The organism is Bacteriovorax sp. BAL6_X (assembly GCF_000443995.1).
In the GTDB taxonomy this organism is placed as follows: domain Bacteria; phylum Bdellovibrionota; class Bacteriovoracia; order Bacteriovoracales; family Bacteriovoracaceae; genus Halobacteriovorax_A.
Genome location: NZ_AUMC01000003.1, coordinates 192,971 through 205,258, shown reverse-complemented (window position 1 = coordinate 205,258; position 12,288 = coordinate 192,971). Strand labels below are relative to the sequence as shown.

The 12,288-nt window shown below is 37.6% G+C and carries 11 protein-coding genes; 4 read left to right on the top strand and 7 right to left on the bottom strand.

Annotated elements, in window-relative coordinates:
• Positions 1–85 precede the first annotated feature (85 nt).
• The gene (locus M902_RS01160; RefSeq protein ID WP_021266497.1) at positions 86–658 is read right to left on the bottom strand and encodes a metal-dependent transcriptional regulator; all 573 of its coding nucleotides are present in this window, start codon (positions 656–658) and stop codon (positions 86–88) included.
• Between the two features lie 273 nt (positions 659–931).
• Here M902_RS01160 and M902_RS01155 point away from each other — a divergent pair, with 273 nt between their 5' ends.
• Together M902_RS01155 and M902_RS01150 are read left to right on the top strand one after the other, a co-directional pair.
• Entirely contained in the window at positions 932–2,641 is a 1,710-nt protein-coding gene (locus M902_RS01155) for a hypothetical protein (RefSeq protein WP_156979682.1), read from the top strand.
• A gap of 18 nt (positions 2,642–2,659) precedes the next feature.
• Positions 2,660–3,046 carry a thiol-disulfide oxidoreductase DCC family protein gene (locus M902_RS01150; RefSeq protein WP_021266236.1) on the top strand — a complete coding sequence of 129 codons (387 nt, stop codon included), beginning with the start codon at positions 2,660–2,662 and terminating at the stop codon, positions 3,044–3,046.
• Here M902_RS01150 and M902_RS01145 read toward each other — a convergent pair whose 3' ends face one another.
• The 3 genes from M902_RS01145 to ahcY form a co-directional block, all read right to left on the bottom strand.
• Entirely contained in the window at positions 3,047–3,727 is a 681-nt protein-coding gene (locus M902_RS01145; protein WP_021266168.1) for a hypothetical protein, read from the bottom strand.
• A gap of 4 nt (positions 3,728–3,731) precedes the next feature.
• The gene (gene rpiB / locus M902_RS01140) at positions 3,732–4,172 is read right to left on the bottom strand and encodes a ribose 5-phosphate isomerase B (protein WP_021266303.1); all 441 of its coding nucleotides are present in this window, start codon (positions 4,170–4,172) and stop codon (positions 3,732–3,734) included.
• A gap of 179 nt (positions 4,173–4,351) precedes the next feature.
• Positions 4,352–5,647 (bottom strand): adenosylhomocysteinase, encoded by a 1,296-nt coding sequence (gene ahcY, locus M902_RS01135; protein WP_021266239.1) that lies wholly within the window; start codon positions 5,645–5,647, stop codon positions 4,352–4,354.
• A 185-nt stretch (positions 5,648–5,832) separates the two neighbouring features.
• On the opposite strand from ahcY, the gene M902_RS01130 reads away from it, so the two are divergent.
• Positions 5,833–7,068, top strand: coding sequence for a class I SAM-dependent RNA methyltransferase (locus tag M902_RS01130; RefSeq protein WP_021266195.1), 1,236 nt, complete (start codon positions 5,833–5,835; stop codon positions 7,066–7,068).
• Between the two features lie 2 nt (positions 7,069–7,070).
• On the opposite strand, the gene M902_RS01125 is transcribed toward M902_RS01130, so the two are convergent.
• The 3 genes from M902_RS01125 to M902_RS01115 form a co-directional block, all read right to left on the bottom strand.
• Complete coding sequence (locus tag M902_RS01125; protein WP_021266450.1) at positions 7,071–7,883, bottom strand: hypothetical protein; 813 nt, start codon at positions 7,881–7,883, stop codon at positions 7,071–7,073.
• Between the two features lie 30 nt (positions 7,884–7,913).
• Positions 7,914–9,638: an acyl-CoA dehydrogenase gene (locus M902_RS01120; protein WP_021266442.1), complete on the bottom strand. Its 1,725-nt coding sequence runs from the start codon at positions 9,636–9,638 to the stop codon at positions 7,914–7,916.
• 168 nt (positions 9,639–9,806) lie between these two features.
• The gene (locus M902_RS01115) at positions 9,807–10,562 is read right to left on the bottom strand and encodes a hypothetical protein (RefSeq protein ID WP_021265814.1); all 756 of its coding nucleotides are present in this window, start codon (positions 10,560–10,562) and stop codon (positions 9,807–9,809) included.
• Positions 10,563–10,764: 202 nt separating this feature from the next.
• On the opposite strand from M902_RS01115, the gene gpmI reads away from it, so the two are divergent.
• Positions 10,765–12,288: a 2,3-bisphosphoglycerate-independent phosphoglycerate mutase gene (gene gpmI, locus M902_RS01110; protein ID WP_021265910.1), complete on the top strand. Its 1,524-nt coding sequence runs from the start codon at positions 10,765–10,767 to the stop codon at positions 12,286–12,288.

Sequence of the window (12,288 nt, the reverse complement as noted above, 5' to 3'; positions counted from 1 at the left end):
ATGAATAGGTCGTTTTCGATTAAAGCAATACTCTGTTGCCGATGCAGTAGTTAGTGATATGACCAGTGTTAAAAGAAATAAGAATTTAAGCGTCTTTTTCTTCCTGTAAGTACGTATCACCCTTTTGACCTTCCATGAATTCTTCAGCAGTCTTGTAATCACAAAGACTTAAAGTTGTCTGAAAATTAAAACCTTTAGGAAGTTTACCACTTTTTGCAAGATCGTCACATGAGCAAGAAAGTGTCTTCATAAACTCAAAGAACTTTGTACTAGTTTCCTCACTTAAAAGGTGCTCGATCATACAAGAGTCTTTTTCAGCAATTGCTTCTGAAACTCCAACAAAGTCCTTCAGAAAATAATAAAGAAGAGTACGAGAAGTTAAAGTCTTGTGAACTTCATCATGACCGTCATCAGTTAAAAGAAGAAATTTCGTATCATCTTCCTCTTTAACTAGATTACGTTTTTTCAGATTATTAAGGGCCGTTGAAACTGATCCCTTAGTTAAACCTAAATCTTTGGCAATATCTGTAACTCTAGCATAACCCTTTTCTTCTTTTAGCTTATGTATAGCTAAAAGATAGTGAACCATAGAGTGAGATAGCTCAGCTTCACGAGGTTTTTTGTCATTAGTATTAGCTTTTGTTGATGTATTTACCATGATATTTCTCACAAATTAGGTTATGCCTTTAATCTAGCAATTTCAGGTATTTTTGGCAACTAATGGCCCCTAGAAGATGCCCCAAATAATGTGCATCGTTTTTTAAGATTTCTAAAGTAATTAATCACATAACCTACTGAATTCACGTATATTTTAACGAGGCATATATTACAGACCTCCCGAGCGACACCACAGCGTGTTAAAATCAAAGGGAATCTAAATAATTGGGGTTAGCTAATGTTGAGGCCAAAATCAAAAATATTTACCACTCTCGTGTCGTTTCTATTAGTAACGAGTTCATTATTGTCTTATGGACAAAATAGTAACTATGAGGCTCCTTCCGAAGCCGATGTTGAGTCTGGAAATATTACGGACAAGGATAAACATACAATGGAGAATTATACACACGCCGGCTATCAGCAAAGAGAAGCTGATGAAAAGTGGGCTGAGGAATGTGGAACTTCTCAAGAGTGTGAGAGTATCAGAAATGGTGGCGATGCAACTGACGGTGAGAAATTCATGGGAATGTCGCCTTCAATGTTTAAGGCCGTAGGACAAGCCTACTCTATTATTATGCCGGCCATGTCTCAAGCTGGAGGCGGTGGAAAATTCAATCAGATTGATGTTGTGACTAAGAAAGACGTTGCGGCCAAATACAGTGAAAAAGGTATTAGTTTCGATCAAGAAGGTAAGGCAGAACCAATGGCCGACACTCAAGTCGAACAAAAAGACCTTGATGCTGCTCAAGAAGAACATGACAAGGCAAGCGAGAAAGAAGGTACTGATTACTGCCAATATATTCCAATGGGTGCAGAAGTTATCGCACGTGTAACACAACAAAAAAGTGATGAGTTTGCCCTTGCAACAGAGCCAGATGTTGAAAATGCTCAAAGCCAGGCACTTTATAAGCAGGCACGTTCTCATCGCGACCGCCAGAAGTCGGTAGATATCCAAAGAAAAGGCTGGGGAGCAACGACTGTTTGTTATATTGCCTCGATGGCAACACAAGGTGGATTCACAAGCGGCTGGAGTAACTGGGTAAAGCTAGGTGCTTCAACTCTTATGACAAGTTACTATATGTGGGAACATAAAATGCACGGTGATGCTGCTGATAAATTAAACAATGTAGCAAATAAATTAAGTGGTAAAGGTAAGTGTAACCCTGTTTCAGATCGTGATTGCTACTGTAGTCAGCCTGAAACAATGAATGATGTTAAATATTGTTATCCGCAAATTAGACAGAGAACTGCTCAGAATAATAACTGGCAAGTTACCTGTGTCGATAATAATGTAAAAGAAGACCTTAACTGTACTTGTCGTCAAACGAACTCATGTCTCGATTCAAGAATTTCATCAAAGATCGGAGGAATGTACATTCCTGGTGGACTTGGAACAAGTCTTGATGACTTCTATAAAATGACAAATGGTATCTCTACTCCTGGTGATAGCTCAAATAGCTTCAAGTCAACATCAGGAAAGATCTTTGCCATGGCAAACGATAAACTAAAAGAAGGCTTAAACAAGATCAATCTGCCTGCTAATTATAAGAAGAAAGATGCAAAAATAGCTGAGGGACTGAGAAAACTTGGATTTGACGGTGCCGTAGCGAATGCAATTTCGGCCACACCAGAAACTAGTGAAAGTAAATCCGCAGAAGCAAAATTAAAATCTCGCGCTTCAGGACTAAGAGGAAAAGTTGGAAAGTATACAGCATCATATAAGCCGAAAAATAATGGACTCTACTTTAGAGGTGGTAGCGGTTTAGATAATAAAAAGAAGAATAAGAAAAAGGCCGTAAATCCGTACGCTCACCTACTAAAGAAGAAAAAGAAAGATAATGCAAATGCTAGTGCAGAAATTTTAGACTTCTCAAAAAGAGCACAAAGAAATGCAGGAATTACAAAAGATAAATCAAGTAATATTTTTGAGATCATATCAAGAAGATATCGTTACTCAGCGTCTAAGAAATTAGGAGCACAATAAGTATTAAAAGGTTGTTTCATGGAAGAAAATTATAAATTACCAATTCTCATTTTCGATGATGAATGTCCACTATGTGTAAGGTTCAAGGATTCTCTAGCTCGTCTAGAAGAGGCAAAGTCCGTTAATTTTGTCAGTGTTAACGATGAGAAGCTCTATCAAGTGTATCCAGAACTTAATAAAAAAGAGTGCCAAGAAATTGTTCACTACATCACAAGTGATAAGAAAATTTTAAAGGGTGACGAAGTGATTACTCACCTTGCAAAACTCTACCCTCTTGTAAATAAGTTTAGCTGGCTAATTGAAAGCGATATGGGTCAAAAGGCTACAAGTTACTTTCATAAGACAACGAGTGCTTACAGAAGAATGCTAAAAAGAAAATGTACAAGCTGTGTAAAGCACGCCTAACTAGCGAACTAAACTACGACGAGAAAACATACCGCGGTTAAATGGCTCTAATGTTAGGGCCGTTAAAACCCAAGTCAAACAGAACTCTGCAAATTGCACTTTATTATCACTTGGAATAAAAAGTGTGATCACAAGAAGAATCATGAAACTTATAATATGAGTTGCCTTTGGTACAGGAAGTGCAAATTTATCAATGAATTGCTTAGCCTTTTCAACTTTTAAATATGAAATAGGAATAGCGAAAAGGTAAATAAATAAGATGACTCTTAGAAAGAGGTTCCAAGACTCATGAGAAACTCCACGAGCAATTAACCAATTTTGAAAATTGGTTTCTAGAAGGACACTATTAATATCCCTAAACATTTCAGGAGAATTCCAATCAAAAATACGTTGTCCCCAGCTCACCTCTTCCAAGGCACAAATAACATAAAAAACACCTTGAGCGACAAGCATAAGTAGAAACTTTGAGTCTCTAAATTTTGCGAGAACTCTACGTCTGTAAAAGTAACCAAATGAAATGAGACATAGGCCAACAAAAGTAAACCATTCAAGTAGTCCATTTTGTACGCTAAGTACGTTATCAAAATAAGCTAAATCAGTTCTTGATATATATAGGCTATAGATACCAATAACTAAGATAACAAAGAATGAGATATATTCAGTCCATTTAACTTTAAACATAAGATTAATTTTCACCGAGGTCAGTGAACATGTCAATGCGCGTCTGATGTCTGCCACCTTCAAACTCAGTCGCAAGCCATACCTTAGTCATGGCCAAAACTTCTTCACTAGTTGAAATACGGCCACCAAAGCAAATTACATTTGCGTTGTTGTGCTCACGAGAAAGCCTTGCAAGATCGACGTTATGACAAAGAGCTGCCCTGATTCCCTTAAACTTATTGGCAACCATACATACTCCAATTCCCGACCCACAAAGAAGAATACCTTTACCCTCTTTTTGCACGGCCTTTGCTAAAGAAACTGCATACTCAGGATAGTGGCATGAATCTATTGAATGCGTTCCAAGATCCACTACTTCATAACCTTCTTCAATTAAGAATTTCTTTACCGCTTCTTTTTGTTCAAATGCACCGTGATCTGTTGCTAGGAAAATTTTCTTACTCATGATTTACCTCAAAAAAAAGAGCCTCATAAACGAGGCTCTTTTCATATTATACATTCTTTTTGCTCCTTAAGCGAACCGCTCGGGCTTGAACCCTCGCTCTCGATTGGAGCCTACTCCTTTCATGGGGAGCTAGCACCGCGAACAATAGACTGGCCGTAGCCAGTCAATTTCGCAGCTGCTTAGTAACGGTAGTGTTCTGGCTTATATGGACCTTCAACAGGTACACTGATGTATTCAGCTTGCTGAGGAGAAAGTTCATCGATTTCAACATTAATTCTCTTAAGGTGAAGACGAGCAACTTTTTCATCTAGGTGCTTAGGTAGCATATAAACATTGTTCTCATATTTTCCAGCATTGTCCCAAAGTTCCATTTGAGCAATAACTTGGTTACAAAATGAGTTCGACATAACAAATGAAGGGTGCCCAGTTGCACAACCAAGGTTAACTAGACGACCTTGAGCAAGAAGAATGATTCTCTTACCATCTTTTCCTGTATAAAGATCAACTTGTGGCTTGATATTATCTTCTTCGTAGTTGTTATGTAGGTGCTTGATGTCGATTTCATTATCAAAGTGACCAATGTTACAAACAATTGCACCATCTCTCATCTTATCAAGGTGAGATGCATTGATTACGTGGTAGTTACCAGTCGTTGTAACGAAAATATCACCTTCAGCAGCTGCTTTATCCATTTTCATTACTTCGAAACCTTCCATAGCTGCTTGAAGAGCACAGATTGGATCGATTTCAGTAACGATTACTCTAGCTCCAAGACCTTTGAAAGACTGAGCTGAACCTTTACCAACATCACCGTAACCAACAACAACACAAGTCTTACCTGCGATCATTACGTCAGTTGCACGCTTAATACCATCTACTAAAGATTCTCTACATCCATAAAGGTTATCAAACTTAGACTTTGTAACAGAGTCATTGATATTGATTGCTGGCATTTTAAGTGTTCCTGCTTTAACTCTTTCATATAGTCTGTGAACACCAGTAGTTGTTTCTTCAGAAAGACCTTTGATTCCTTCGATTAGCTCAGGATATTTGTCGTGAACCATATTTGTAAGGTCACCACCATCATCAAGGATCATATTAAGTGCTGATCCATCTGCCCATTTAAGAGTTTGCTCGATACACCAGTCAAATTCCTCTTCGTTCATACCTTTCCAAGCAAAAACAGGAATTCCAGCAGCAGCGATTGCCGCAGCAGCTTGATCTTGAGTTGAATAAATATTACATGAAGACCATCTTACTTCAGCACCTAGCTCAACTAGAGTTTCGATAAGCACAGCTGTTTGAATAGTCATGTGAAGACAACCTGCAATCTTTGCACCTTTAAGTGGCTTTGACGCTCCAAACTCTTTTCTTAGAGACATTAGTCCCGGCATTTCAGTTTCAGCGATTTTAATTTCTTTTCTTCCCCAGTCAGCTAGAGAGATGTCTGCTACTTTGTAATCTGTAAAACTCATGTTTCCTCACTTTATGTATGAATAAATTCTAATATATTTTATGTCCGAAACTATAACAGTATATCCGTCAAGTTTGAAGCCTATACGAAGGAATTTAGCCTATTTTATTGAGGAAAATGAACGAATTTTTACCAACTTAAGGCTTTTTCTTTGACACATACCTAAATAAAGCATAAATCTCGCCTATGGAAAATTATAAGAAGTCGAACAAAGTCATTAATGACAAAAGTTTTTATTTTGCCTCATGCCCAAGAGGATGTGAGCAATACCTAGTAAATGAGCTACGTGCCAACGGAATAGAGGCCAAGGCTGGACGTGGTGGAGCTTCATTCAAGGCCCGCAACAAGGCAACGATTGAATATATTTTTAATGCTAGAATTGCTTCTCGTGTTTTTAAGGAGGTTGGCTTCTTCTATATTCGCGATGAAAAACAAATCTATAAGAGAGCAAGTGAGCTTCCATGGGAAGATTACATTACTCCAGAGCAAACTTTCAAAATCAACACTCTTCTAGATGGAGAAAGTAAAGAGCTTTTTAGAAGTTCAATTTTCTTATCTCAAACTCTAAAAGACTCTCTTGTTGATTATATGAGAGAGAAATTTAATAAGCGTCCAAATGTTGAGACTAACGAACCAAATGTGAGCTTTCTTCAACGTGTTGAAAAAGTTAAAGAAGGTTGCAAGGTTATCATCTATGCTGACATGGTTGGAACTTCTCTTGATAAACGTGGCTACCGTGAATCAGGTCACCGCGCTCCTCTAAGAGAAAACTTAGCAGCTTCTCTTGTCGCTGAAACAAAATGGGATTGCCAAGGGCCATTCTACGATCCAATGGCAGGTTCTGGAACAATTCTCATTGAAGCAATTTTCTATTACTTAAAATTATCGCCGGCCTTCCTAAGGCTTAAGCAAAATACAACTCCGTATTCATTTACAGGACAACCATGGTTTCATGATTCGAACCTAGTTGACTGGTACTTTGATAAGGTCCACGAAATCATGAAGGACTCTCAGGAAAGAATTGATTCAATTCCAAGTGATAAGTTCTATTGCAATGACGCCGATGTTGAAAACTTCAAGTTAATGAGAACTCACCTTCTCAACTGCTTTGGCCGTGTTGACTTCGTAAACTTTGGTTGTGAAAACTTCATTAACTCTCAGGCTCCAGCAGGCTTTGAAAGAGGTATGATGCTATTTAACCCACCTTACGGAGAGCGTATTCAGGCCATTGGTGGACTAGAGATAAACGACTTCTATTTTGAAATGGGTGAAACTCTTAAGAATAACTTCAAAGGTTCAACTGCATTCATTCTTACAGCTCATGGGCCACTTAGAAAGAATATTCGTTTGAAAACAAGTAAGAAAACTGAGTTTTTAAATGGCGACATTGAATGCCGCCTTTTAAAATATGAATTACTTTAATTTTAACCTTCTAAGAATTCAGTTAAATTCATCGCAAGCTTAGGTAGTGCGTATTTAAGAAGTGCATTCTTATTTACAACTTTATCCTTATGCTTTGTCGACTTTGAAAAGAAATAAGTTCCAATATCGGAATCTTTTAAGAATAGTGTATGTCCTTTTCCTGCAAATTTTCTAAGAACATAATCAGAGTCCAAGAGACAAATATCTCTAATCATAAAATTACGTGCAAGATAAATGATGATAACACTTGCCGAAAGATCACAAAGAGACTTTCTAACCTTCACACCCTTTGGTGAAGTTTGATCTCCCCAGTGAACGACAACTTCAATTCTTTTTTCACCAACGTAGAAATCAAACCCACGCTGGGAAGTCGACTTCTTCTGCATTAGTCCGAAGATACATTTTGCGTACCATTCTCCTAGCTGTACAGGAAGTTTCTTACCATTGAAGATAATACGTTCATCACGAAGGATGTCATAAACCTTATTAACTGTTTCAATGGCATCAAAGATTCTTTTATTATCTGGTAAGTGAATAATTAGAACTTGCTTAGCATGCGTTCTCTTCATCTTGCGAGAAAATTGCTTTTCATACCATTCTAAAAATTCTTTATCACCTACGAGCTCTAAAGAGTCATAGATAAAACCACGGCTTAGTAAGCTTTCCTCATCAAAGCCTTCAACTTTCTTCTTCATGAAGCTTAAAGGAGCATACTCTCCTTTTTTCTTCATAATATAAACATTGTCTTTGTAGTAGTCGGTACTACCACGAGTCGCCTCATTAAATAGGTCAACACCTTTTTCCATTACTTCCATCTCTCACATACCCTTGTGCTTAATCTTTAATTAAACATTAATCGAAGTTAAATCTTCCTCGAAGTTTAAAACACTATGTGCGAGCCCAATATTTCTAGTTAATTGGTACTGACAGAAAACTTTAAAATCATCGATTTTAGACTGATAATATTTCTTCTCTTCTTCACTTGTTGCTGTCTTCAATTCATTTTGAGCAATACAAGCATGTTCAAGAAGTAACCATGAAACAACGAGGTTTCCACAATAGCTTAAGAAATCAGTTGCATGTGCAAGTACCGCACTCTGATTTTTTGCAGCCATAAAAGAACCAAATTTCTTTACAACTTCTTCACTCATTTCCATTGATTTCCCAATCATTGAAACTTCGTGTGGATAAGCTTTTGCTTCTTCTCTATTCATAGTTGCGTGAATCTTCTTTCCGACATTGAAGAATGTTTCCCCCTTATCCATAAGAATTTTTCTCATAACAAAGTCGATGGCCTGAATCCCGTTTGTTCCTTCATAGATTGTCGCAATTTTTGTATCGCGCATAAACTGCTCAATTCCATATTCAGTACAATATCCATAACCACCATGAACTTGAACACCATCACTGGCGATATTCACACCTTCATCTGTACAGAATCCCTTACATATTGGTGTAAAAAGAGCGATTTCCTTATCCGCTTCTTCATCACCCTTTTCGGCCTTATCAAATAGGTTTGCCGTATAAAGAGATAGGGCCCTAAGACCTCGTCCAGTTGATCTCATTTTAAGAAGCATTCTCTTAACATCTGGCATATTGATAATTTCAGTACCAAATTGTGAGCGCTCTTTTGCATATTGCTCAGTTAATTCAAAGCAAAGATTTGACTGTGCTTCCCCCTGAAGTCCGCAAAGAAGCCTTGCTTCATTCATCATGATAAACATATTCTTCATTCCATCAAATTCTTTACCAATCAGCTCACCAATACACTCACCGTCTTGCCCAAATGTTAACTCACATGTCGCTTGTGCATGGATTCCCATTTTGTGCTCAAGCTTCGTACACTTAACATTATTTGATTCACCAGTTTCGACGTTAAAGCGTGGAACGATAAATAGAGAAAGTCCTTTCGTTCCTTCTGGTGCCCCAGGAGTTCTTGCAAGAACGAGGTGAATATTATTTTCATATAGATCACTTTCTCCAGAAGAGATAAAGATCTTCACACCATTAATTGCATATTTTCCGTTTTCAAGTGGCTTCGCGGTTGTATTTGCATTCCCAACATCAGACCCCGCACCAGGCTCAGTAAGACACATTGTGCCTCCCCATTCACCTGTCATCATTTTGGTAACGAAAAGATCTTTTTGCTCTTGAGAGCCAACCTTTAGAATTACATTCATAGCACCTTGAGACAGTCCGTAGTACATCGACCACGCAACATTTGAACCAATTGCCATTGAAGTACATGCAACTTTCATTGCGTGAGGAGCTGGCATTCCACCAACCTCTTCAGGATAACCAAGTGCATACCAACCATTCTCATAGAAGGCCTTATTTGCTTGGTGAAAAACTTCTGGAACAATAACTTTTCCATCAACGTGCTTTACGCCAATTTCATCACTAATTTGTCGAGTTGGATAAATTTCATTTTCAACGAATTTATCAAATTGAGTTAGGATATCTTTTAAATCAGCTTCACCATACCCAAGCTCGCTTGCTTCGTCTTGAATTTTGCACGCTTTAAATAGATTGAAATTCACATCCATTAAATCTGTACGATACTTTGCCATATAATAGTCCTTTTTTAATACTAAAACAGTTCTATTATAATGGATGTTCAGATTTCATGCACGTGTAGACACAAAATAGCCGGAGTAAATTAGGTTAAATTTAATAAAAAAGCGCAGACATTGCCGCGCTTTTTTGTCAGGTATAAATTTAAAGTCGTTTGTTATCGATTAGTAAGCAGAAACCCCTACACCTGTTGCTCTTAAGACAGGCTGCAAGGCAAGTGGTGCATTCATATTGATTAACATTCTTTTACCATTTATTGTCACAATCCACTCTACTGCATAAGATTGTGCAACCTGCTGACAAAATTGAATATATCCACTATAGTAGTTTCTAACCCAATTATAGTCGTTGCACATTCCATCTTTATATGGCGCATATCCATTTCCATAGCGCTTGAAAAGCGTACCATTTGCATCCGATTCTTGAACCTTATTGGCCAAGAAACTTGCTAATTCAGAAATAGATGATCCAAATGCTCCATCTAAAGATTCATTACTACGTGCAAGTCTTCCATCTCTATATAATCCGCGATACCCACCAACAGCATAATTCAACGAAGAAGAAGATGATGATGAAGTACAGATAGTACCTAAACTCATTCCGAATATTTCAAAGTCGTCGCAATCGCCAGAATTGCTTGATCCTGATAAGTTATCAAAGCTAGAGATTGTATAAATTGGGTACTCAGTATCACCAGTACTTCTATTTGCAAAATTATTATTCACAATTGCTTGTGATAAATCATCAGCAGTACTTAAGTTATTTGGTAGTCCTCTAGCAGAGTCAACATATTCACTAGCAGCTCCAACGGCATAATCACCATACTTACCGGCACTGCCAGTTCCACCGTCAGATCCACAGCCAACAAGTAGGGACAAAACAAATGCTGATAACAGACTGTTCTTAAAGTTAAATTTCATAGTATTCTCCAATATCTTCTGTGTTAGTGCGTGTTTAAACTATTTGCCTATATATATACAAGTTGTGTGCCAAGTTTTAAGATGAGATTACAGTCCTTTAGAAAGTCGTGGTGTTTAAAAAGTGAACACGATAGAGTATTTTGTCTAATTTTTGGGTAGTATTAGAATAAGGATTGAACAAGCTTTTAACGGGAATATATTTATGTCGATTAAAAACATTAGTGAAAAAGCACTTCTAATTATCTTAGATGGCTTTGGAATAAGCAAAAATACAGAAAAGAATGCGATTCGAGATGCGAAAACTCCTGTTTTAGATGGACTGTTTAAAGATTATCCAGCTACGACGATTCAGGCGGGAGGTGTTTTAGTTGGTCTTCCTAAAGGAGTTGTTGGAAACTCTGAAGTTGGCCACATGAATCTAGGTGCCGGACGCGCTATTCGTCAGGACCTTGTCCGTATAAATGAATCAATTAATAATCATACTTTTGGTGAACTACCTAAACTAAGGGAGCTAGTCGAAGTTGCAAAGAAGAACAACAATCGCATCCACTTAATGGGACTTTTATCTGACGGTGGAATTCACTCACATATTGAACATACTAAAGAGATAATTAAATGCCTTAAGAAAGAGGGCGTTGAAGTTTTCTTACATGCTTTTATGGATGGTCGAGATACACCACCGTCATGTGGAGAGATCTACCTTAAAGAAATCGTAGGATTTGAAGACTCGAACTTTGCTTCTATGCAAGGTCGTTCAATCGGTATGGACCGCGATCGTCGTTGGGAAAAAATCAAAAAAGCATATGATATGTTCCTAGGCCATGGTGATGTCACAGACTTATCACCTATTGACTATTTAAATAGTGAATATGAAGCAGGCAGAACAGATGAATTTATAGCACCGGCACTTTTTAATAAAGACTATGCTATTAAAGAAGGAGACTGCGTCTTCTTTACAAACTTTAGACCAGATCGTGCTATTCAGTTAACAATGGCATTTAACTACCCAGAGTTTACTGAGTTTAAAAGACCATTCTTTCCGGCCATGTTCTTATGTATGACACCATACATTCCAGATGAAATGGACCTTCCAATTTTATTTGATAAAGAAAAACTGAAAGGAACGATGACTGAGTACTTAAGTAGTATTGGTAAAAAGCAATTAAAGATTGCTGAAACAGAGAAGTATGCACACGTCACTTTCTTTTTTAATGGTGGAGAAAAGAAGCCGTTTCCAAATGAAGAGCACTTTCTAATTCCTTCACCTAAGGAAGTTTCAACTTATGATCAAAAGCCACAAATGAGTGCACCAGAAGTGACAGAACAATTAATGGAAAAGTTAAGTGACTTTGACTTTAGTGTTGTAAACTTTGCGAACTCAGATATGGTTGGTCACACAGGAAAATACGAAGCTGCCGTTAAGGCCATTGAAGCACTTGATGAATGTGTCGGAAAAATTGTAAAAAAATGTCTAGATGAAAATATAACAGTAGTTATAACTGCTGATCATGGAAATAGTGATGAAATGACACACAAAGATGGAACGCCACATACTGCGCATACAGGTGCACCTGTTCCATTTTGTGTTGTTAATAGAGCATTGAAAGACAAAGCTTTTACTATTGCACCAGGAGATCATTCACTAATGGATGTTTCTCCAACGTGTCTTTATATTATGGGGATTGATCGTCCAGCGAGTTTTACTGGCCATCATATTTTTGAATAG

Excerpts from the sequence above, each read along its gene's own strand:
- rpiB (WP_021266303.1), bottom strand. The coding sequence starts at position 4,172 with ATGAGTAAGAAAATTTTCCTAGCAACAGATCACGGTGCATTTGAACAA.
- M902_RS01145 (WP_021266168.1), bottom strand. The coding sequence starts at position 3,727 with ATGTTTAAAGTTAAATGGACTGAATATATCTCATTCTTTGTTATCTTA.
- M902_RS01150 (WP_021266236.1), top strand. The coding sequence starts at position 2,660 with ATGGAAGAAAATTATAAATTACCAATTCTCATTTTCGATGATGAATGT.
- gpmI (WP_021265910.1), top strand. The coding sequence starts at position 10,765 with ATGTCGATTAAAAACATTAGTGAAAAAGCACTTCTAATTATCTTAGAT.
- M902_RS01120 (WP_021266442.1), bottom strand. The coding sequence starts at position 9,638 with ATGGCAAAGTATCGTACAGATTTAATGGATGTGAATTTCAATCTATTT.
- M902_RS01160 (WP_021266497.1), bottom strand. The coding sequence starts at position 658 with ATGGTAAATACATCAACAAAAGCTAATACTAATGACAAAAAACCTCGT.
- M902_RS01115 (WP_021265814.1), bottom strand. The coding sequence starts at position 10,562 with ATGAAATTTAACTTTAAGAACAGTCTGTTATCAGCATTTGTTTTGTCC.
- M902_RS01125 (WP_021266450.1), bottom strand. The coding sequence starts at position 7,883 with ATGGAAGTAATGGAAAAAGGTGTTGACCTATTTAATGAGGCGACTCGT.
- ahcY (WP_021266239.1), bottom strand. The coding sequence starts at position 5,647 with ATGAGTTTTACAGATTACAAAGTAGCAGACATCTCTCTAGCTGACTGG.
- M902_RS01130 (WP_021266195.1), top strand. The coding sequence starts at position 5,833 with ATGGAAAATTATAAGAAGTCGAACAAAGTCATTAATGACAAAAGTTTT.